This window comes from Arthrobacter sp. YAF34 (assembly GCF_052113245.1).
Taxonomy (GTDB): Bacteria; Actinomycetota; Actinomycetes; order Actinomycetales; family Micrococcaceae; genus Arthrobacter.
The window spans coordinates 29013-51411 of record NZ_JBFRCV010000018.1; the positions used below are offsets into that span (position 1 = coordinate 29013).

15 protein-coding genes and 1 pseudogene are annotated in these 22399 nt (G+C 66.7%); 7 read left to right on the plus strand and 9 right to left on the minus strand.

What is annotated here, in order from left to right:
- Positions 1-6: 6 nt before the first annotated feature.
- From AB4Y72_RS18320 to AB4Y72_RS18330, 3 genes are all read right to left on the minus strand, one after another.
- Positions 7-3546 (minus strand): choice-of-anchor D domain-containing protein, encoded by a 3540-nt coding sequence (locus AB4Y72_RS18320; RefSeq protein WP_441427562.1) that lies wholly within the window; start codon positions 3544-3546, stop codon positions 7-9.
- Between the two features lie 323 nt (positions 3547-3869).
- A complete protein-coding gene (locus AB4Y72_RS18325; RefSeq protein ID WP_441427563.1) occupies positions 3870-4691 on the minus strand; it encodes a nuclease-related domain-containing protein in 822 nt (273 codons plus the stop codon).
- A gap of 166 nt (positions 4692-4857) precedes the next feature.
- Positions 4858-5526 (minus strand): DedA family protein, encoded by a 669-nt coding sequence (locus AB4Y72_RS18330; RefSeq protein ID WP_441427564.1) that lies wholly within the window; start codon positions 5524-5526, stop codon positions 4858-4860.
- A gap of 170 nt (positions 5527-5696) precedes the next feature.
- On the opposite strand from AB4Y72_RS18330, the gene AB4Y72_RS18335 reads away from it, so the two are divergent.
- A complete protein-coding gene (locus AB4Y72_RS18335; RefSeq protein WP_441427565.1) occupies positions 5697-6392 on the plus strand; it encodes a maleylpyruvate isomerase family mycothiol-dependent enzyme in 696 nt (231 codons plus the stop codon).
- Between the two features lie 48 nt (positions 6393-6440).
- Here AB4Y72_RS18335 and AB4Y72_RS18340 read toward each other — a convergent pair whose 3' ends face one another.
- Both AB4Y72_RS18340 and AB4Y72_RS18345 read right to left on the minus strand, forming a co-directional pair.
- Positions 6441-7559, minus strand: a complete 1119-nt coding sequence (locus AB4Y72_RS18340) for an aminotransferase class V-fold PLP-dependent enzyme (protein WP_441427566.1) — start codon at positions 7557-7559, stop codon at positions 6441-6443.
- Between the two features lie 7 nt (positions 7560-7566).
- Positions 7567-8082, minus strand: coding sequence for a mycothiol transferase (locus AB4Y72_RS18345; RefSeq protein WP_441427567.1), 516 nt, complete (start codon positions 8080-8082; stop codon positions 7567-7569).
- A gap of 201 nt (positions 8083-8283) precedes the next feature.
- Between AB4Y72_RS18345 and AB4Y72_RS18350 the strand changes: the two genes are divergently transcribed.
- From AB4Y72_RS18350 to AB4Y72_RS18370, 5 genes are all read left to right on the plus strand, one after another.
- Positions 8284-8790, plus strand: coding sequence for an LURP-one-related/scramblase family protein (locus AB4Y72_RS18350; RefSeq protein ID WP_441427568.1), 507 nt, complete (start codon positions 8284-8286; stop codon positions 8788-8790).
- 14 nt (positions 8791-8804) lie between these two features.
- The gene (locus tag AB4Y72_RS18355; protein ID WP_441427569.1) at positions 8805-11063 is read left to right on the plus strand and encodes a transglycosylase domain-containing protein; all 2259 of its coding nucleotides are present in this window, start codon (positions 8805-8807) and stop codon (positions 11061-11063) included.
- Positions 11064-11229: 166 nt separating this feature from the next.
- Positions 11230-11787 (plus strand): hypothetical protein, encoded by a 558-nt coding sequence (locus tag AB4Y72_RS18360; RefSeq protein ID WP_441427570.1) that lies wholly within the window; start codon positions 11230-11232, stop codon positions 11785-11787.
- A 116-nt stretch (positions 11788-11903) separates the two neighbouring features.
- Positions 11904-12338 (plus strand): hypothetical protein, encoded by a 435-nt coding sequence (locus tag AB4Y72_RS18365; RefSeq protein WP_441427571.1) that lies wholly within the window; start codon positions 11904-11906, stop codon positions 12336-12338.
- A 327-nt stretch (positions 12339-12665) separates the two neighbouring features.
- A complete protein-coding gene (locus tag AB4Y72_RS18370) occupies positions 12666-14180 on the plus strand; it encodes a M1 family metallopeptidase (protein WP_441427572.1) in 1515 nt (504 codons plus the stop codon).
- Positions 14181-14245: 65 nt separating this feature from the next.
- Here AB4Y72_RS18370 and AB4Y72_RS18375 read toward each other — a convergent pair whose 3' ends face one another.
- From AB4Y72_RS18375 to ggt, 4 genes are all read right to left on the minus strand, one after another.
- The gene (locus AB4Y72_RS18375) at positions 14246-16156 is read right to left on the minus strand and encodes a plasmid pRiA4b ORF-3 family protein (RefSeq protein WP_441427573.1); all 1911 of its coding nucleotides are present in this window, start codon (positions 16154-16156) and stop codon (positions 14246-14248) included.
- A gap of 129 nt (positions 16157-16285) precedes the next feature.
- Entirely contained in the window at positions 16286-17305 is a 1020-nt protein-coding gene (locus AB4Y72_RS18380) for an LLM class flavin-dependent oxidoreductase (protein WP_441427574.1), read from the minus strand.
- A 55-nt stretch (positions 17306-17360) separates the two neighbouring features.
- Positions 17361-18947: a putative Ig domain-containing protein gene (locus AB4Y72_RS18385; RefSeq protein ID WP_441427575.1), complete on the minus strand. Its 1587-nt coding sequence runs from the start codon at positions 18945-18947 to the stop codon at positions 17361-17363.
- 837 nt (positions 18948-19784) lie between these two features.
- Complete coding sequence (gene ggt / locus AB4Y72_RS18390) at positions 19785-21608, minus strand: gamma-glutamyltransferase (RefSeq protein WP_441427576.1); 1824 nt, start codon at positions 21606-21608, stop codon at positions 19785-19787.
- Positions 21609-21853: 245 nt separating this feature from the next.
- Between ggt and AB4Y72_RS18395 the strand changes: the two are divergent.
- Positions 21854-22399, plus strand: a pseudogene (locus AB4Y72_RS18395) (HNH endonuclease signature motif containing protein); the annotation flags it as partial.

A 22399-nucleotide genomic window follows, 5' to 3' on the forward strand; every position in this document is an offset into this window, starting at 1 on the left:
GCCGCGCTATCCGGTGACCTGCGAAGTCTTCGAGTTCCAGGTCAGGCGGCTGTGTTGAAAATTAGATGCCCGGCCGACGGAAACCCAGAACTCGTCGCTGGTCGGATAGCCGAGCCGGCCGCGCTCCCAGCCCAGGGACGCCCATCTGTTGCGGATCGCACCTTTGACCCAGTGCGCCCCGGTCTTCGGCGACCAGTAAATGGAGTTCCCGGCCGCCCCGGAGAAGTGGTTGTACCGCCCCACGCCGTCCGGCGAGCCCATCTCATCGGTGATCGGATAGCCCAGCGGTCCCCTCTCCCAGCCCAGCGTCGCCCACTTGGTCCGGATGGCACCCTGGATGGAGTGCGCCCCTGTCTTGGGAGACCAGTAGATCGAGGACCCGCCCGCGCCGGAGAAGTGGTTGTACCGCCCCACCCCGTCGGGTGAGCCCTTCTCGTCGGTGATCGGATAGCCCAGCGGTCCCCGCTCCCAGCCCTGCGCCGCCCACTTGGTCCTGATGCCACCCTGGATGGAGTGCGCCCCGGTCTTCGGCGACCAGTAGATCGAGGATCCACCCGCGCCGGAGAAGTGGTTGTACCGCCCCACCCCGTCCGGCGAGGCCTTGGTGTCGGTGGTCGGATAGCCCAGCGGTCCCCGCTCCCAGCCCTGCGCCGCCCACTTGGTCCGGATGGCACCCTGAATGTCGTGCGCCCCGGTCGCCGGCGACCAGTAGATTGAGGACCCGCCCGAGCCGGAGAAGTGGACGTATCGCCCCCCGCCGTCCGGCGACGCATTCTCGTCGGCGGTCGGGAAGCCAAGAGCACCGGCGGCGCCCCCCGCCGCCTTGTAGCGTGTGTAGATCCCCCCGCTGACCGAATGCACCCCCGTCTTCGGTGACCAGCAGATGATCCCCCGGATATAGTCCTGGCACTTCCCGTCGGCCACGGTGTATTCCAAGGTGAGCGACCGGCCGAGAGCAGAACGGGGATCGCCCGCGCCGGCCTTCCACGCATAGGCCGCAATCGGGTCGTCGGTGCCGTTCCCCGCCAGCATCACCTTCAGGGCGCCTTGGCCGTCGTCCGCGGTGATCAGGTAGAAGGTGTCCAGCGTCCCTGCCTGCCCGACGGCGGTCGGCGTAAAGGTCACGCTCTGGTACGCCGAGTCACCGGCGGGAATCTTCAAACCCTCGGCAATGGGGGTGGTGGTTGAAAAGGCGCCCTGCGGAGCCTTGGCTTTGGTGATGGTCATGGGCACGTTGCCGGTGTTCGTGATCTGGAAAGCCTTGGTGGCCGACGTCCCGACGGGCACGTCACCAAAGTTAAGTGAACTCGGCATCTGCAGGTGTGCAGCGCCGTCGACGGCGGTCGCGGTCACGGTGACGGTCACCGCGCCGAGGTCGCTGGCGACAACGAGCGAGTCAGTGACGGGAGCCGCCGCCGTAGGACTGAAGACCAAGGACACCGCAATTGATGAGAGTGGTTGGATCGTCTGCCCAACCACCGGCGTCGTGGCGGGGTCGACGCTGAGCTCCGCACTGACCGGCAAGGTGACACCGGTGACGTTGACCGCGGTTGTGCCGGTGTTGACGATGTTGACCGTCGCCCGGCTGACGGTGTTTGTCGGTACATCGGTGAACAGGACCGCGGCCGGAGTCGCGCCCAGACCGTCCTTCGTGCCGACTCCGTGCACGCCGAGGAGATCGGTTTCGCCGTCCGCTGTGGTGACGGTCAGGGTGCCGTCGGCCTGTCCCGGGGCCGTGGGCGAGAAGTCCACCGGTACCGTCATGCTTCCGCCCTGCGCCAAGGCCACGGGCAGCGCGAGCGCGGTTCCGACCCTGAATGGTGCGACAGCCGTGACCGAGCTGATGGTGACGGTCCGCGACGCGGTGATGGTGACCGTTCCGGTGGCGGTGGAACCCACCTCTGCGCTGCCGAGGTCAGTGTTCTGCGCCCCCACCGCCGACGTCGTCGGGGCACCGAACCCCACAACGTGTCCGTCCCGAGTTCCGACATACACGCGACCGTTGTCCGTGGCCGCCGTGGTGAATTTGGCTGCCGTCCCCAGCGGGGCGCTGAACACTTCCTTGAGGTTGCCGGTGGTGTCCGGGAGCGCGCGGTAGGCGCGCAGTTCCGCACCTGCCCCGGTGCTGCCGCTGGCGTACACCACCCAGACAAGGGCGGAGGTCCCGTCCGTGCCGGCGGACGTCACCACGGGCGCACCTGAGGTGTACCCGAAGGTGCCCGCGGACGTCCCGACGGCGGCAAGGCTGATCCCGCCCGTGGCCCCTGCCACCAGCTTGAAGGCCCGCAGGTACCCGTTGTTCTCAACGATGTAGAGGTAACCGCCGCTGCTCGTCCCGAGGAATGCCGGCCGCCCCCACACCCCGCTGTAGGGGCCGGCTATGTCCAGGACCGCGTCGGTGCCCCCGGGCCCCTGCGCCATGCCCCCCAGGTTGTCCCGGTCCAGCAGGTACATGTGGCCGTCCTTGCCGATTTGGGCCATCAGGTGCGGGTGCGCGGCGGTCCCGTAACCGTCCGGGATCGCGACCGGGGAGCCGGATCCCAGGTCGGCGTCGTTTAGGTTGAGTTTCGCGTTGTTCGCTGGGCTGAAGAAATCGGTGGGCGTCAGGTTGCCGTCGGTGCCGACGCGGAGCCGGACCACCGATTCCGCCAGGGTGGTGGGGGGCTTTGTGCCCGGGCCTGGATTCGGCGAGATGCCGTTCCCCGTGGTGAACAGGATTTGACCGGGCCCGTCGGACACCAGGCCTCCGCCGGACTGCCAGATGCCGCCCTCGGCGGTGCTGTTGCCGGACTCGGTGGCCCACATGGTCGTCTGCAGCCCGGTGGTCGACACACCGACGACGTAACCGACAAACGGCGTGTAGTCGCAGTGGCTGGCAAAGCCGGCGTACACCACCCCGTCCAGCAACAGCAGCCCGGGCCGCTGCATCGCGGTCATGGCGTTGAACGGGCGGTTCGGGTCGTTCGTCGGGGCACCATCGATGACGACCGGGAACCCGGGCTTCTCCGCCCCTGTGACCACATCCAGGGAGTGCATGTACCAGTGTGGAAGCTGGGCCGTCGCTCCGTCATTCGTCTTCGCAAGCATGAATACGCTATTCGTCGCGGGGTCGTGGACCGGCGTCGAGGTGATTCCGATGTTAGGCGTAAGGTCACCGCAACCCACGGTTGACGCGGGCCACGCCGGCCCGAGATTGCGCGTCCACTTCGCCGTGCCCGTGGCACCGTCCAGCCCGTAGACGGCGTTGTTTTCCGTCGCCGCAACCACGGTGCCGCCAATCACCAGCGGCTGGGCATAGACCTGGCCGTCCACGGTCGCGGAGAAGAGTCTGCCGAAGTTCGAGGACGCGACCGCCGCCGGCGAGAGCGCGGGCTCATTGTTATCCCATCCCGTCCGCAGCGAATCGTGGGCGATGGTTCCCACGTCCGCGTCGGCGGCCCCGCCCACGGACACCCCGGCCAGTGCGAGCGACGTCGACAGCAGAGTAGCCCAGGCGCCTCGGGACCACGGGCGGAGCCGGGACGAGTTGCCGGGGACAATGGCCACCCGGTGCCGTGGAATGTGCGGCGCCCCACCCCAGCGTCCGCCGCGGACACGGCCAGCAAGATGGCCGGAAAGCACCCGAGATTCCGCTTGATCACGCATGGTTGAGACCCATTTCAGACCACTACATCGACTTCATTCACCCAGTACTGAGGAGCTTAAAAGCCGGTACGGAATAGCGCGCGAGTGGGGCCTACTCGTCTTTTTGGGGGCGCTACTTGGCCGCCGCGCGGGCGAACGCGGGCGGTTACCCGGTTCCGGCAGCTGGCATGAGGGCAGAACGGAGGTTCACGGGGGCGTAACCCGCTCCTCGCTGAAGGCCTCTGCTACCGGTGGGACAGTGCGTGCAGGATCGCAGCTCCCAGTGGACCTGCCGGGGCCAGCATCAAGAAGCTGACGGCCGGAACGCCGAGTAGCCAAGCCACCCGGCGCCGTCGAGCCTGATTGACCAGACGCCGGAGGGCGGCGAATTTCTGTTTGAGTTCCTCCGCGTTGCCGGGCGACGCCGGTTTCGTGTGCCACGTTCGGGCCCTCGTCGCGGCGGAGGCGATGACCTGCACCTGTGCGGCGTCCAACACGGCCTTGCGCCGCTGCAGGGCGCCCAGGAGTTGCCGTTCGGTCAGCACCATCACCTGACGTGGCAACTCCCGGATCGTGAGTCGCCGGGGATCCACGATCACCAGGACGCCCGTAACATCGACGGCCACGCCCGCTGCGGTGCTCAGCAACTTGGCGGCCCGTGCGGCCTCGTGCGCCGAATTGTAAAGATGGCGTTGTTTGTTGCCCGCCACCATCAGGGTCTGCCCGGCCACCCAAACCGACTGACCCGCGTGGTTCTTGGTGTTGAGGGTGAAAACACCGGCCGGACCGATCAGGACATGGTCGATATCCGACCAGCCCGAGCCGACGGGGACAGCATGGAGCACCAGCCATTCGGGCCCCAGGCCCGCCAGAATCCGGCCCACGGCGATCTCGCCCAGCGCGCCCTTATACCAGGGCCAGCTGGCATCGCTCAGCGGGCTGGCCCCGAATATCCGACCGAGCCGCGAACGCGGCGGAACGAGGTCTTGGAGAGTCAACAGTTCTTCAATCACGGACTGGGCCGCAAATCGCTCCGTCAGCGGTCGTGGCGCCGGCCCTGCGCTCATGACCGGTGCTGTGTTGTGGGACGCATGCGAGGAATCCTAGCCGGACAACCCGCACACAGCGGTGCGCGGGGACCGGCGAGCCGGAATTCCTGCCCCATGCTGTCGGAAGCCGGAGTGCGCGGGCGGCCAGGGCCGGGCATCCTGGGTCCCCGTCTTATTCGCCGTCTTATTCGGTGGCCGTGCCTTGCCCCGATCCGAGCTTCCGCCGCTTGCGCCGCCGCCAGACGATCACCAGGCCCAGCGCGACGATGGGAACCAGCACCCAGCCGCCAATGTCGAGGGCGTCGCCGAGGGCTTGTGCGAGAGCACCGGCCACGTAGGCGAGAACGCTGAGGCTCGCGACCCAGGCGATGCACCCCGGGATGGTCCACAGCAAGAACTTGGGCCAGGGCATCTTGGCAGCGCCCGCGGCAATGGCGCCCCAGAGCCGGACGACAATGACCCAGCGGCCAAAGAACAGTGCCGTGCCGCCGTGCCGTTCGAAAAAGGATTCCATCTGTTCGATGCGGTGTTCATCGGCATGAAATCGTTTGGCGAGACTGAGCATCAGCGGACGTCCTCCAATCCGCCCGAGAATGTAGCCGATGGTGCTCCCAATAATGGCGCCGAGGCTGCCGAAGGCGATCACGGCAGCAAGGTTAAGATCTCCGTGACGTGCTGAGGCGTAGGCCCCGAGCAGGACGGCGACGGCGGGAAGGGGTACGCCGGCGCACTGGGCGAGCACGATCACGAGTACGCCGAAGTAGTACGCCCATTGGTCCCCTATCCCTGCTTGCGCAGCGGCGAAGCCGGCCCAGCCAAGCGCCAGGGTGCGGAGCGTGCTTAATCCGGCCATGGCTCACCTCACTCCCCCGGGGCCGCCCGCAACGACACCCGGATGGCCCTTGTCTACCCTTGCCGCCCGGCCGCGTCAAGATGGCGCCTCGATCACGGTCCTGGCTGCCGCGGCTGCGCACCTTCGGATTGCGCCGGCCGCTCGCCTCGGCGTCGCGTTAGGCTGATCGCATGTCCCCTGATCGCTACCTGGCCGAACTGGCTGGCTCCCTGGACCGTCTCTGCACGCTCGCCCGCCTGCCGGAGCATTTGCTGGCCCGTCCCGTTCCGGCCTGCCCCGGCTGGACTGTTGACCAACTCTTCGGGCATGTGGGGTCGATCGAGCGGTGGGCCGCCGCAGTGGTTCGTGAGGGAACATTTGTTGGGGAACCGGTTCCCCCGGCGGAGGGTGCCGCCGCATGGTTTCTCGACGGCGTGGCGCCCTTCCTCCAAACGATGACGGCACTTGATCCCGGGACAGCGTGCTGGAACTTTGGACCGCCGCCGCGCACGGCCGGGTTCTGGCTCCGGCGGCAGGCGCATGAACACGCCATCCACCTCATCGACGCCTGCCAGGCGCTGGGTCTGGAGATCCCGGCTCCCGGCGAGGACACCATGGCCGACGGAGTCGACGAAGTCCTGACAATGTTCGCGCCGCGCCAGCTGCGGCTGGACCGGATGCCGCCCTTGGACAGGGCCGTGGCCTTCCACGTGCCCGGGACCGGGCGCTGGACGCTTGGCCCGGGCCCGGCCGTGGCGACGGTTTCCGCCCCGCTTTCCGGCATGTACCTCGGTTTGTGGGGCCGATCAAACCTCGAAGACACTGCCATCATCGAAGGCGACACCGCATTGGCCCGGCGCGTGCTTCGAGGTCCGCTCACACCTTAGGACCCGGATCGGCGCTCCGGCCCTAGCCTGGCGGCAGCGTGCGGAAGCTCACGCGCGCCCTATGAGCTCGGCCACGCGGTCGAGCTCTTCCTCCAGGTTGTAGAAATGTACCGCCAGGCGGATCCTGCCGCCGCGGACCGATGCCACCACGTTCGCCTGCCGGAAGCGCGCCAGGACCGACTCCGGGTCGCTCACCGGCACGGAGACGATGGTGGAGCGGTGCTGCTCGGCGAAGGGCCGGAAGGCAGAGCCCTCCGCCGCCAGCGCGGACTCAAGCCGCTGTGCGAGCCGGGCGTTGCGATCGAGCAGGTCCGTGATCCCGAAACGGCCAAAGATGCCGAGCCCCGCCTCTTCTGCCAGGGCAGGAAACCACGCCAACGACGCATCGAGCTTTGACGCGGTAGGCGACAGGTCCATGCGCGGTCCGTAGAAGCTCTCGGTTGGATTCCGGGCGGCCTTCCAGCCGGGCACGATTGGCTGAAGACGCTCCAGCAGCCCGCGGCGGACATAGAGGTAGCCCATGCCCCTTGAGCCGAGCAGGAACTTGTGGCTGGCGGCGGCCAGGAAGTCGACGCCGTCGCGCACCACGTCCAGCGGCACCGCCCCGGCCGCCTGGCATGCGTCGACGAAGAACCAGGCGCCCGAGCGGGCAGCGACCCGGCTCAGCGCGGGCAGGTCTGCCCGGTAGCCGTTGGCCGAATGCACCGCGCTCACGGCGATCAGGCGGGTGCCGCCGTCGGCCGCGTTGCCGAACGCCGCGGCCTGCACGCCGTCGCCGTCGGGCGCCACAGTGCGGACCTCGTAGCCGCGCTCCCGGAGCAGGAGCCACGGGAAGTAGTTTGAGGTGAATTCGTTCTCGGGGACCACAATGTTTTCCCCGGGCTTCGCGGGCGGAAGGTTCGCGGCAACGATCCCGGCGCCTGTGCTGACCGCCGGAACGATGGCGATTTCCTCCACTGTGGCGCCGATGATCGCCGCGAACATGGCGCGCGCCGCCTCGCCCGCGCGTTCGGCTGCCATCCAGTCGAAACGGCCGGCCGACCAGTTCCGGACGGCGAGGTCGTAAGCCGCCTTGGCCGGGGCGCTGCCGACACTCATGGTGGCGGTGTTGAGGTAGATGGTGTCCTTGAGCCCGGGGAAGAGCCGGCGGAGGTCGGCGGGGTCCATGGCGCCCCTAGCCGGTGGTGTGCCCGGTTTTCAGGCCCCTGGCGTACGCCGCCTGCCCGGCATGCTGGAGGCAGTCGGCAACACTGCTGACCAGCCGCACCCCGAGCGTGACGGGCGGGTCCCAGCGGGTATCGACGATGCGGTCGAAGTCGTCGTCGCCGAGGTTTTGCAGGAATCCGACGGTCTGCCGGTGGACGGCGTCGTAGTAGTCGAGCAACAGCTCCGGCGACGCCTGGACCGCGTCGACTTGGCTGCTCGAATGACCGTAGCCCGTGTCGCGTTGGGCAAGCGGCAGGTTGAACCGGCCGGCAAAGCCCTGCGAGGTCCACACCTGCTCCAGGCCCGCAGCGGAGGCGAGCTGCGCGTCCTCGACCCGGCTGAGGTGCCAGATCAGCCAGGCCATCGAGTTCCCGTTGCCTGCCGGCCGGCGGAGTAGGGTCCGGTCGTCGACGCCGTCAAGGGCGGCGGTGACGGCCTCATGGATCCGGCTGAAGGCGTCCAGCAGCAGTTCGTTGGATTTCATCGATTCTCCTCGCTGTAGATCGTCATGGTGCATCGTCACGGTGCATCGTCGCTGAGCCCATGCTTGCACGGAGGCGGCACCGGCGGATAGGGCCCGGTGATGACGGCCGACCGCACCCTCCCCGGGAGGCGTTTTTGCGGGCACCGGAACCACCCCGATCGGGTGAGGCGCCGGTTGGCGGTGCGACACTAGGGTCAGGACATGGGACTAATACGGCACCGCCACGACGAGCCGGCAGGGCAACGGTTTCAGATGCGCGAGAAACTGCTGTCGATCGGGGATGACTTCTGGATCGAAGATGACAAAGGCAACCGCTCCTACAAGGTCGACGGCAAGGCTGTCCGCGTCCGTGACACGTTCGTGCTGGAGGACGCCTCGGGCAACGAGGTGGCGCACATCCAGGAGCGCAAACTCTCGCTTCGGGACAAAATCGCGATCGAGCGCGGAGGCGACACTGCGGCGACCGTGCACAAGGCGCTGATCGGGCTCCGGGACCGCTTTGCCATTGATGTGAAGGACGGCGCCGATCTGAAGGCGCACGGCAACATCGTCGACCACGAGTACCAGATCGAGCGCGACGGCCACACCATCGCCACGGTCTCGAAGAAGTGGTTCCGCGTGCGGGAGTCTTACGGCGTTGAAATCGCGGCGGGCGAGGACGTTCCGCTCCTCCTTGCAATCACCGTGGCAATCGACTCGCTGACCTAACCTGTTCAGGCACCATGACGCCCAGGAAACGCACCGGATCGCTAGTAGCCGCGACCCTTTTGCGGCTGTTCGGCTTCCTGACCGCGAGCGCGGTCTGCGGGGTCCTGGCCGCGGGCCTCCTGGTCCCCACCGTTGCCGGGGCCGGCGTCGCGGTCAAGGAATCGATCGTGCTGTTCAACAACCTTCCCTCCGAACTGACCGTCGATCCGCCGTCGCAGTCGACCAGGGTGCTCAGTGCCGACGGGAAGCCGATTGCCACGTTCTATGCGGAAAACCGGGTGAAGGTCGGGCTCGACCAGATGTCCCCCTACATCAAAGAAGCGATCGTCGCGATCGAGGATCGCCGCTTCTATGAGCACGGCGGGATCGACCCGCAGGGCATTGCCCGGGCGCTGGTGTCCAACCTGAGCAGCGGCAGCAAGCAGGGGGCCTCGACCCTGACCCAGCAGTACGTGACCAATGTGCTCAATGAATCGCTGGTGGCGACTGACCGGGGAGACCAGATTGTCCTCAACGGGCAGAAGAGCATGGCTGACAAGATCCGGGAGATGAAGCTCGCCGTCGAATTGGAAAAGAAGTACACCAAGGACCAGATCCTTGAGGGGTACCTCAACATCGTATTCTTCGCCCAGGACGCCTACGGCATTGAAGCGGCGTCGCGCTATTTCTTCAACACGACGGCCCTGGCCCTCACCCTGCCCCAGGCCGCGCTTCTCGCCGGCCTGGTGAACAGCCCCAGTTTCTACAATCCCGACGTCCACCCAAGAAACGCCGTCGCCCGCCGCAACCAGGTTCTCGACAAAATGCTCAGCCAGGGCTCCATTACGCAAAAGCAACATAATGCCGCCGTCGCCGCCCCGGTGGGCCTGAAGCTCACGCCGGGGCGGCAGGGCTGCGCCGGCGCACAACTGGCACCGTATTTCTGCGACTACGTGTCCCACCTCATCCTCAACAACCCGGCGTACGGCGTCGATCTCGCCGAACGTGAGCGGAAGCTGTTCCGCGGCGGCCTGACCATCACCACCACGCTGGACAGTCGGCTGCAACTGGCCGCGCAAGCGCAGGTCGATGCCACGGCCGGGGCCAACCCGGACAAATGGGGCGCGTCGTTGGTCTCGATCGCTCCCGGCACGGGCAAGATCCTGGCGATGGCACAAAACACCGTGTTCCTCCCCGAGCCCGGGAAGTTCGACACCCAGCTGAACTTCAATGTCGATTCCAGGGACGCCAACGGCAAAGACCTCAATGGCGCCGGCGGATTCCAGCCCGGCTCCACCATGAAACCGTTCACGCTGGCCGAGTGGCTCAACGAGGGCAAGCCCCTGACCGCCATAGTGGACGCCTCCCGGCGTTCCTATCCACTCGGGTTTCCGTGGAGGTCCAGCTGCGGCAGGGTCCTCGGGGCCTACAGCACGGCTCAGAAGAGCCTCGGCGCGGCGGACGACCTGCAGAACAACGACGCCGGCTACTACCGCCGTATGCAGGTGGACTACGGGGTGTACAACTCCATTAACACCGCAACCTTCGCCGAGGCCGCCCAGCTCGACTTCTGCGGGATCCAGAAAATGGTCGACGCCACGGGGATCCATAGCGGCGTGGACAACGCCCGGGTAAACATGCACCAGCTGGGCAATCTGCTCGGTGCCATTGGAGTGGCGCCGCTCCATCTGGCGAACGCCTTTGCCACGTTTGCCAATGACGGCAGGTACTGCGCACCGATCGCCATTGTGGCTGTGACCGATGCCGCGGGACGACGGCTCCCGGCCGAGTCCAGCGCCTGCCATGACGCCATCAAGCCAGAGGTGGCCCGCGGCGTCACGTCGGTGCTGCAGGACGTGCTGAAACGCGGGTCCGGCGTCTATATCCATCCCAAGGTTCAAAGCCGCTTCCCGACCGCGGCCAAGACCGGCACTTCCAATACCAACGGCGCGACCTGGGTGGTCGGTTACACCAGCGGCATTGCCACCGCGTCCTTCTTCGGCGATGCCCTGGAAGGCCAAAAACGTCCCGGCCGGAACATCACCATCAACGGCAAGTTCTACAAGGCCATTGACGGGTACATGCTCGCCGGCCCGCAGTGGGCGAACTACATTATGCAGGTGGCCGGATACTATCCCGCCGCGTCGTTCCCGAAGCCGCCAGCGTCCATGACGAAGACGCGCCCGCAGCCCTCCGGGACGGGCTACTCGAGCCGGTGGCGCTACACGACCCGGTGGCCCTACACGACGCGGTGGCCCTACACGACGCGGTGGACCTGCTTCCGCCGGTGTTGATCGTGCGTCCTCTCATGAGCACCGGCACGCCGACCACCGCCCCGAAAATGGTCCGGGATCCACGCCTGGGCCCTATGCCATCGGGCCCGGAGGCTCTATTCTCTTGCCATGGGAGACGGGGGCAAGTGCCGGCAAGGGGAATCGCGCCACCGCGCGCGAGTGGCTCGTGAATTCCGATAGCGCCCGGCCCCACGACAATTACGACGCGTTCCTGTCGAGGCTGGACGCCGCCACGGCCAGCCTGACCACCCGCGCCGAGTCGCTGAACAAGGCCCTGGCAGCCGTCTCGTTGCTCTTGGAACCCTATGAATCGGCCGTCCGGCAATGGGAACGACGGCGGTATTACGTCAGTGAGCAGCTCGGCGCGCACTCCGGGTCGCCGCAGTCCTACACCGCGCTGTGCGAGCTCCACGTCGTGGCCGGAAAGATGGAATCGATGCTCCGCGGCCGTGCCGAGCGCATCACGGCAAAGCTCGCGGACATTCAGGGCCGTCGGGAGGCCATCGACAAGTCACTGCTTGAGCTTGAGCTGAGCAGGATCAAGCTGACGTCGTCCCGGATGCTGGCCCAGGACCGCCAAGAGTTGAGCAGCATCTTTTCCGAACTCGCCGGCTCCGCCGTGGCCGCCGGAGTCCCTCCCGACACGGGGCTGCTGGGCGATCTCAAGGAAGCACGCGAGGCAATCATCCTGGCCGAGGCGCTGATCGAAGTGAAGGGATACTAATCATGGAAATTTCAAGGCGCGATCAGCCCCGCAAGAACACCGTCGTTCTTGTCCGTTGGTCAAAGCAGCCAGGCGAACACCCCGTTACCAAGTTCATCATGTCCAGTATCTTGGGCATGATCCTGTCCCTGTTCCTGATGATCTTCCTGTCCGGCCTCAGAAGTTTCGGTGCCGCGCTCCTATTCTCGTTCTGCTTCGCCGCGTTTCTCACGCTGCGCGCGGCATCGGCTCAGCGAAGGTTTCTCAAGGGGCTGACCAAAAGGATCAACATCACCATCGCCGAGGTGACGAACAGGCCTGGCGACCAACTGTCGGTCAAGCAGTTTCGGCACCTGGCCAAGAGCGGCGAGAGGCTCCCGCTCGACGTCAGCGGCGTCCCCGGGTTGAACCTTCATGTCGCCCGGGCTTCCACGCTGGAGAAGCATGCCCCGGAGAAATGGGTTGCGGTCTTCACCGTGGTCCCGGCCGAGAATGGGACCGCGAGTTTCGACCGCTTGGTGGCGGCGGCCATTAATGCCGGCCCCGGTACCGCTGGCACAAACGTCGCCTAGCCGCCGCCCCTCAGGGCACGCAGTCAGCTAGTAGACGCCACCCGGAGCATAACTTCCCGCACTCCACTCGCGTCCTTGAGGGTCCAGCACTCTCGCACGCCTCGCACCCCAGTCAGTGTCTTCGGGCTCGATCACGCTCGTCCCGCATCGTCACTCGCCACCATGAGCACGGCATCACCGAGCCGGACTTCTGCGTGCAGGACCAGGCCCGAGGCTCAAGGTTTTCCTAGGTTCTGTGAGGATCATGGGCGACATTCCCAGACCCCCATGTGTACGGCCATGATCAGCCTCGGAAGTCCAGACTTAGGAACGAGAAGGGACCTGCAGATGACCGGCAGCCAAAACAAGCAAAGAATTGGACGCCTGCGCCACATGGCCTTTGCCGTGGTGCTGGTGGCAGCCGGGATTGGTGCGCTCAGCGGCACGGCGCAGGCCGCTCCCGGCCACGACGAGCCCCGCTATACGGCGGGCGCCCCCGGCAGCGGCGATGAGTACTTCCCCTACGCCGGCAACGGCGGGTACGACGTCCTGCACTACGACCTCGCGCTTCGCTACGCGCCGCCGTCGGACCCCGCGGTGCTCGCAGGCCGGCTCAGCGGCGTCGCGACAGTCACCCTCCGCGCGACGCAGGACCTGCAATCTCTCAACTTCGACTTGCGCGGCCTCGACGTCACGTCGGTCCGCGTTGGCGGCACGGCCGCGGACCATGGAAAGTCGCAGGGCGGCGACCGTGCCGAATGGTCGCAGAACCAGGACGATGCGAACCGCATCTGGGAACTCACGATCGGGCTGCGGCCGAAGCTGAAGGCGGGACAGACCACGACGATCGTCATTGAGTATGGCGGGACCACCGGGCGCCCGCTCGACACCACCGGGGCGCTCTACGGCTGGGTCACCACCGCTGACGGGGCGATGGTGGTTAACGAGCCCGAGGGCGCGGCGACCTGGTACCCCGTGAACGACGATCCCGAAGACAAGGCGACCTACACGTTCCGCATCACGGTGCCGGCTGGCAAGACCGCAGTGGCGAACGGGCTGCCGATTGGCCGCCCTGCGACCACGGCCGGATGGACGACATGGACTTGGAAGGCCTCGGACCCGATGGCCAGCTACCTGTCGACGGCGACTGTCGGTGACTTTGCCCTGTCCCGCGATGTGGGCCCGCGCGGCCTGCCAATCATCAACGCGATCGACGCGGGCGTGACGGGCCAGGCACTGGCAGAGACGAAGGCATCCCTCGCGCTGCAGCCGAAGATGATCACCTTCCTGGAGAGCCGGTTCGGGCGGTATCCGTTCGAGGCGTTCGGCGCAATTGTCGACGACGACACGGTCGACTATGCGCTGGAGACGCAAACGCGGCCGGTCTACTCGGGGGTCGCCGACGAATACACGGTGGTGCACGAGCTGGGGCACCAGTGGTTTGGGGACGCGGTGAGCCCGTCTGATTGGAAGGACATCTGGCTGAACGAGGGCTGGGCGACGTACATCGAGTGGCTGTGGGCCGAGCACCAGGGCACGGCGACGATGCCGGAGCAGTTCGCGGACGCGGTGGCGTACCTCGACGCGAACAACCGCTGGGCGCTCAACATCGCAGACCCGGGCCGCGACAACCTGTTCGCCGGTCAGGTCTATGTCCGCGGCGCGGCTGCACTCCAGGCGCTGCGCGCGAAGGTTGGCGACGCGGCGTTCTTTGCGGGCGCCCGCTTGTGGCTGAGCCGCTACAACGATTCGACGGCGACGACGGAAGACTTCCAGACCGTCATGGAAAAGGCATCGGGTCAGCAGCTCGACGCGTTCTTCGACGACTGGCTGCGTGAGGGCGACCGCCCGGCGATGCCATAGCTCCAAGCCCAGCTCTCAGCAAAAAAACATATTGGCGCGGGGCGGCCGGCGCGAGGGTGCTCACGTCAGAAGAGGTCTGCCAGGTCCTCGTTGACGTCTTCAAGATCGAAGGCTTTGGGGTCCAGTGTCTCGCCCGGCAGCATTCCCAGCCACTCCCGGTACTCCTTGTGTTCCTCGTGGCGTGGATCGTTGACGGCCTCGACGATGTTCGCCCAGCCCCACGTGCCGCCACTGTCCTCCGCCGGCGCGGCACCGCGCCCCGCGGTGCACCGCGGGAGTTGCCCGCCGCCGTCGTCGGAGGCCAGAACTTTCTCCAGCTTGATGGAGTGCACCCAGTTGTCGCCGAAATCATACGTGTAGGTCATGCTGCTGCCCGCGCCCGGGAGTAGTTCGCCGACAGTCACGGTCGCTTCGTCGTGGGAAGCATCGCCATAGAAGTCGTCCTCGCCGGTCAGCGGCGCATACGCGGGGCCGCGGAATCCCCCGGTCCGGAACTCGTGCAGATGGTAATCAAACCAGCCGAACAGTGTTTGGATAACCGTGTGCAGCTGCGGCAGTGGCATTCCGGCAGGTACGAGGACCCGGCGCCAGATGGGCGGCTTGGATCCGTTGAGCATGATTTTGAGCTGCAGGACGGGCGTTTCGGTCTGCGGTGTGGGAGCTGGCGCCTTCGTCATTTCCGGCGCCGGCGCACCAGGCACAACATCCGGACCGTCGGCGGCCGGCGCGAGGCCTAGTTCTGCCAGCAGCCGGTCGTCATCGAAAACAGTCGCCACGCAGCGGATCAGGGCCGGCGGCACACGGAAGTGTGTGTTGATTGTCAGCAGCCCCAGCTCGGCGAGGGCTTCCATGCGGCTTATGGCCATGCCGGTTAGCAGACCAGCCATTGCTTTCTCCGCCGCCGGCGCCTGGTCAGCGGCGGCAAGGACGCGTTCCAGCGAGGGCGGGTCCTCCGTTGCCGCCGCTATCAGGAGCGATGTCTGCAGCCCGGCGAGAGTCCGCTCCCACGGCTGTGCCGGATCGTAATCGAGCACGGCCGCGACCAGGAACTGGTCAACATAGAACGCCATTTCCTCCAGCCTCGCCGAAGGGCCGCCGGCCAAGAAGTCCTCGGTGCCTTCGAACGGCACCACCTTGGTCGACGTGATCTTGATCAGCTCGGCGGTTTCGAGAGCAGCCCACATCTGCGCCAGGAGCGGCACCTCGTACATGCTTCGGACCGTGGGCACGTCGCTGGCCGAACCTGCGCTGTCCGGCGTCGGGGAACCTGCCCGCTTGGAGCCGCCCCTGACGGCCACCCCGACGCAGGCAGCCGCCGCTTCAATATCCCGCAGGCGGAGCGCACCGGTTGCCGTGACCGCCCGGCCATCCCCAATCCACTCTAGGAGCGCCGTTGCCCGCCGGATCAGCGGCAGGCCGGAAAAGACGTCCAAAGCCTGTCCTTCGGGGATGTCCGGCACGTCGACGTAACCCCATCCGGCGTCGTCTTCCGCGGTGGTGTCGAGAAAGTCCACGATTTCAGCCAGCTGATCCACGGAGCCGCTCCACCTGTCAGTTTCCACGAGAAATCCAACGAACGCGTGAACGGCGTCAACGACGAAGTTGGTGCTCTCGACGGCCCCCACGTCGAGGGCGGCGTCACCGGCCAGAGCGGCAATGGCGTCCAGCGTGGCCACAAGTTCGTCCGAAACAGCGGCGGCCAAGGCAGCAGCATCGAGGCGTGTCACGTCCGACGCGGCCGTGCGTTCCATATAGCGACCCATGACGGCTTTGATTAGCACCAGGCTTTCCAACGCGGCGGCCGCCGAGCCGGGTGAGCCCTCCTCGAACCACCGGACGTAAGCTGGCGTGAGAGCGTCCACAGCGCGTTCGGCACGGAAGGCACTCAGCGATTGGGCCGCGGAAGCCCGGCTACCAGCCCCGCCCGACCCGGCCGATCCCTTGGCCTTGTGCCGGTTCCTGCCGCTCTTGCTCATGGTGCCCCTGCCTGTCTGCGAACGTCTTGCTTACGACGACGGTACTGGCCCATGGGACGGCGTGCCAGTTCTGCCCGTGGCTAGGGGCGGCCGTGCCGCCGTAAACCCTTTGGGGAGCCGGCGCCCGCGTCACTCCCAGCCCAGGGCGGGACGGACGTCGCGGGCAATCGACTCGAGCACCCGGGCGTTGAAGTCGACGCCAAGCTGATTGGGGACGGTGACGAGCACGGTATCCGCCGCGGCCACGGCTGCGTCCCGGGCGAGCTCCTCAACCAGGCGGCCGGGATCGCCGATGTAGCTCCGCCCAAAGCGGGCCAGACCGCCGTCGAGGTAGCCCACCTGGTCCCGGGCATCGGCCTGGGCGCGCAGCCCGAAATAACGCCGCGATTCGTCGTCGATCAGCGGAACGATGCTCCGTGATACGGACACCCGTGGCGTGTGCGCGTGGCCGGCGGCTGCCCAGGCCTCCCGGAATCCGGCTATCTGCTCGGCCTGCAACTGGTCGAAGGGAACCCCGGTGTCCTCCGTCAGCAGGGTCGAGGACATGAGGTTCATCCCCTGCTGCCCGGCCCATCGGGCGCTGGCGCGGTTTCCGGCACCCCACCAGATCCGCTCCGGAAGCGTCGGGGACAACGGCTGAAGCGGGACCAGCCCACTGCGACCGCTGACCTGCGGATTTCCCCTGGCCATGCCCGCCCCCGCGATGGCGCTCCGGAAGCGTTCGGCGTGACGGCGGGCCATGTCGGCGTCGGACTCCCCCGCCGCCGGAACGTGCCCGAAGGCCTCGTAGCCCGCAAGCACCGACTCGGGCGAACCGCGGCTGATCCCCAGCTGCAGGCGGCCGCCACTGATGAGGTCGACGGCGGCGGCCTCCTCGGCCATGGAGAGCGGGTTTTCGTAGCGCATGTCGATGACGCCGGTGCCAATTTCGATCCGAGCGGTGCGGGCGGCAATCGCGGCGAGCAGCGGGAACGGCGAGGCTTGCTGCTCGGCAAAGTGATGAACGCGGAAGAATGCCCCGTCGACGCCGACTTCCTCCGCGGCCACGGCCAGCTCAATCGCCTGCAGGAGCGCGTCCCTGGCGGACCGCACGCGCGATCCCGGGACGTCGCCCCAGTGGCCGAAGGACAGAAAGCCAATCCGTTTCATAAGAACTCACACCATCTCATGAGCCGGAACTTCCGCCAACCGGGCCACCCGGCACCTAGTTGTAGACCCGGATCCAGTCGACCTGCATCTGGCTTGGCAGGGTGGCGGTCCCGTCCGGGAACCAGTCCAGCTGGATTGTTTGGTGCATCCCGACCGTGGGCTGGTGCGCCGGGTCCGTGTCGGAGAACCATTGCACGCCATCGATGTACCCGGTGATCCCGGACGGGGTCCACTGGACCGCGTAGTTGTGCCACTGGGTAGTATCGATCGGCTGTGCTGCCTGCGTCTGGAAGTTCGAGCCGCTGCACGCATAGTGCAGGAAGAACTTGATTCTGGACGTATCGGAGGTTCCTTCGGCGTAATCAATCTCCGCGCAGTTGGGGGACGTGTTGTTGTTGGGCCAGAGGATCAGGACCGGGTGGTATTTCGGATCCCGGGCACTGGTTCTCATCCGGGCTTCCCAGCGTCCGTATTGCTGCTGGGCAAACTTGGCTGACATGCCGCCGGTGGTGCCGGCCGAGTCGCCGCTGACCGTGACGACGTTGCCGTCCACGGACCAGGCGTTCGGACTCCGGATCCCGTTGCCCGCATGTCCCGCACTGTTGTAAACGTTCCACTTCAACGGATTCGGCGCCCCAGTGTAGGAAAACTCGTCCCCGTTCACCACCGGACCCCAGCCGAAGACGACGGCGGCCTGGGTACCGTCCGGCGACTGGGCCGGGCCCACGGTGATCGTGATCGAGGGGGTGACCGCGTCGGGACTGACGCCATTCGCCGCGGCTACCGTGAACGTCGCAGCCTCGGCCGCCGTCGGGGTCCCGGACAGAACACCGGTGGTGGTGTTCAGGCTCAGGCCTGCCGGCAGTGCACCGGAATTCACCCGGAACGTCGGCGCCGGACTACCGCTCGCGGCGAACGTGTAGCTGTAGGTGGCACCAACCGTGGCCGTCGCCGGCGGCGTGGACGCCGTGAACACCGGAGCCGACTGGGCCTGGCCCACGGTGATCGTGATCGAGGGGGTGACCGCGTCGGGACTGACCCCGTTCGTTGCGGCGACCGTGAACGTGGCGGGGCCGGCCGCCGTCGGGGTCCCGGAGAGAACCCCGGTGGTGGTGTTCAGGCTCAGCCCGGCCGGCAGCGCACCGGAATTCACCTTGAACGTCGGCGCCGGGTTACCGCTCGCGGCGAACGTGTAGGTGTAGGCGGCACCGACGGTGGCCGTCGCCGGCGGCGTGGACGCCGTGAACACCGGGGCAGCTGGCCCGGGCAGGGAGGGCAGGATCTCGATCAGAGACATATTCCACTTATCGTTAGTCGGAGCGGTGTCGTTGATTATCACGGTAGAGGGCGCCGTCGCTGTGCCGGGCGCAGTCTGGCGTTGCGTCCAGAACGTGTCGCCGGTGCTGGCAAGGAACTCATCGACCTTGGTTTGCCCACTTCCGACGGTGCGGGGGGTGGCCCTGGTCCAGTCATTTCCCACACCCCAGACCCAGGAACCGGTGCGGGTTGTCGTAAGTGAGGCCGTGGGCGCTCCCGTCGGGCCGTTCGCGCCCCCGACCGCTCCATCGGTGGACGTGTCCGCGCCTGTGAAGGTGGCGACCGTCATGGAAGCCTGGTACGACCCGTTGTGTGTAGCTGTCACTCTCACGTTTGTGAGGATGCCGCTCGAAACTGCCTGCCAGATTTCGGCCGTCCCGTACTGAACGTTGGTCCGCTTCCGCAGGCGCCAGGTAAGCCCGCCGCCTGTAACTGAGGTGAATTGCTGGGACCCGGTTGTGGCCGGGCCATCAGAGGTCACAAATGCAACCAACAGTTCGTTGTTTTGGCTGGTTGTAAAGGCTGGCGAAACCACCGACCGAGAAGATGAGGACTGGTGCGTGCTGACCACCTTGTCCGTGGCTACTCCACCAGCTGCTTTGGCGGGCAGGGGCACCAAACTGAGACCGACAATTGTGGCGATAAGGACTAGCCGTGCAAAAATCGGTCGCCGCATGATTTCCTCGCAAAGTCGTCATTGACATGAAATGTGCCCTGCCGGTCAACGGTAAATTACCCGCCATGACCTATTTGAGATGCCGCGGAAATGTAACGCCTGCGCCGGTCATCGCAACGCGGACTAAGGAGCCAGACAACAACGGCGGCGCGCGCCGCTGGAATCTGAGGGCGGCGACTGGACCGTGATTCGGGACAAGGGCCCTGACTGCGGCGGCTTAAAGTTATGCCGCCGAATTCACCCGGCCCAAACCACCAGCCCGGCAGAGCCCATCGTAACGACTGCGGAGCAGCGAAACCCTGAGTGGAGGCTACCTGTTAAAGTCCGGTTTTTACTTGATAGAACCTTCGCGGTACTCGCCGCTGACACCACAGGTGTGCCGTTTCGCTTTCTTCCGACAGCGCTGCAACGGAAACGGTACTGCAACGGAAGTAGCCACGCGCCCGGAGGGCTGCGTGGCTACTTCCTGGACTGCGTGGCCCTACCTCAACGACGGTTGAGTGCCATCGCGGATCCGCCGCCGCGTCTTACCGGCTCGGCGGCCGCGACCATGCCGCCGTCGGGCCGGAATTCGATGGCGGTCGCGGCGCCGATCTCCGCTGCCGAGGTGAAGGCATCCCCCGACGGCGTGAACTGATGGCCAAAGGGTGTCAATTGGCTGCCATAGGCGGTGATGAACTCAGGCTCGGCCGTGACTTTGGCCGTGTTGCGCTGCGAGGCACGCGGTGCGGCGATCGCCTCGGAGATGGTCATGCCCAGGTCCACCCGGTTCAGGATCGTCTGCAGGACGGTGGTGATGATCGTCGAACCGCCGGGCGAGCCGAGAGCGAGGAACGGCTTGCCCTCCTTAAGGATGATGGTCGGCGCCATGGACGAGCGCGGACGCTTCCCCGGCTCGATCCGGTTCGGGTCGGCTTGGTTGTAAACGGTCGAGAAGTCGGTCAGCTCGTTGTTGAGCAGGAAGCCGCGGCCGGGGACCACCATGCCGGACCCGCCGGTCTGCTCGATTGTGAGCGTGTAGTCCACCACGTTCCCCCACTTGTCCGCGACGGTCAGGTTGGTCGTCGAGATGTTCTCCGTGTCCTTCTCAGCGGCGGGCGCCACGGCGGCAGCCGGGCACGCGCCGTCGTACGAGGACACGTCCCCCGGCGCAACGGGCTTCGCCGCCGCATGCAGCGGATCGATCTGGCAGGCGCGCTCCTTGCCGAACAGCGGGTCCGTGAGCGCGGCCGTGGGGACGTCGGCAAATGCGGGGTCACCCACGTACTTGCCACGGTCCGCGAAGGCCAGCGCGCTGGCCTCGAGGTAGTGGTGCAGGGCGTCCGGCGTGGACATCCCGGACAGGTTGGACGGCGCCAGGATGTTCAGCGCCTCGCCGACCGTGGTGCCGCCGCTGCTGGACGGCGCCATGCCGTAGACGTCCAGGTCGCGGTAATCCACGTGCGTGGGCGCCTGATCCACGGCGCGGTATGCGGCGAGGTCCGCCGTCGTCATGTGGCCTGCGGGAACCGGCAGCGTTGTGCCCGCAGTCTTGGGCGGAGTCTGCACCGTGGCCGCGATCTCGGTCGCGAGCGGGCCACCGTAGAAGCTTCCCGTGCCCTTCTTGGCGAGGAGCCGGTATGTCGCGGCGAGGTCGTGGTTCTGGAAGACACTGCCGACGGCGGGAGCATCACCGCCGGGGAGGTATAGGTCGCTCGTTGATTTGAATGCCTCGAACCGGGCCTTGTTGTCGAGGGTCTGCTGGCGGAACGTCTTGTCCACCACGAAACCTCGTGTGGCCACGTTGATGGCCGGCTTGAGGGCATCGCCGAGGCTCAGCGTGCCCCACCGGTCGAGGGCACGGGCCCAGGTGGCCGGGGTGCCGGGGACGCCTACGGAGACGCCGCTCGTGACGAGTTCGGGTGTGAAGTTGTAGGGCTTGCCGGTCGCCGGGTCGATGAATGCGTCGTGCGGCATTCCTGCCGGTGCGGTCTCGCGGCCGTCGATGGTGCCCACTTTGCCGGTCTTCGCGTCGTAGAACACGAAGTAGCCCCCGCCGCCGATTCCGGCGCTGTACGGCTCGGTGACGCCAAGGGTCGCGGCTGCGGCGACGGCGGCGTCCGCCGCGTTGCCGCCCTTCCGGAGGACTTCGATCGCCGCAGCGGATGCCTCCGGATCCACGGTGCTAACCGCCCCGCCGTAGCCGGTGGCGGTGGCCGTCTTGGCAGTTTGCCGCGGCTCGGCCTGCGCGGGGGCGGCGACTACGCCGCCCGTCACGCTCAATGCCAAGGCCGCCGTGACGGCCACCAGCCCACGTGTCATATATGCCATGATCGCTCCCGAGTCCTTGTGATGCGTGTTGACAGTGGTTGTCACGCTACTATGCCGGGCTGTGACACTCAACACTCGCGCCAACGGTATTGGCTGCCTTGGGTGGCGATCAGAAATGGTCTGCCCGATGCTTGTTGACGCCGTCAGTGCCTGGTTGACGGCGTCAGGATTCTGCCCGCCTGACGTTGCCTCGCGGCCTCGTGGTCACCTCATTGTTTGTCGGTGCCTCCACATAGTCTTTGAGTGTGAAGAGCAGGGCAGCGTGGGTTACTGAAAACAGCGAGGCGATGGAAGCCGTCGCCGCGTCCGTTGCTGCGCTTGCTGCCGTCATCGGGGCCGGAGTGGACCATGCTGATATGGCCGGCGCCGATCCCTTGCGGGATGCTGATCCGCTGCGGGATTCCAATCATTCGTTGCTCGATGCTGATCCGTTGCGGGAGCTGGCGGATGCTGCCCTGGACGGGCTGGCCGAGGTCGCCCGGCTGGAGGCCCGGACCGCCGCGCTGAAAGTAACGCTGGCCTCCCAGTACCTGCAGGCCTCCGCGGCGCTGGCCGCACCGGCCGGATCCCCGCACGACCGCGCAGCCCAGGCGATGGCCGTGGTCGCCGAGGTCGCCTGCGTCCTGACCGTCAGCGAACGCGCCGCCGGGGCCCTGCTGGCCGACACCCGGGCCCTGACCACGGCGCTGCCGCTGACCCTGGCCGCCCTGGAGGCCGGGACGATCTCCTGGGCCCACGCCCGGATCCTCCTCGACGAAACCAGCTCCCTGGACGCGGCCGGGGCGGCCGGG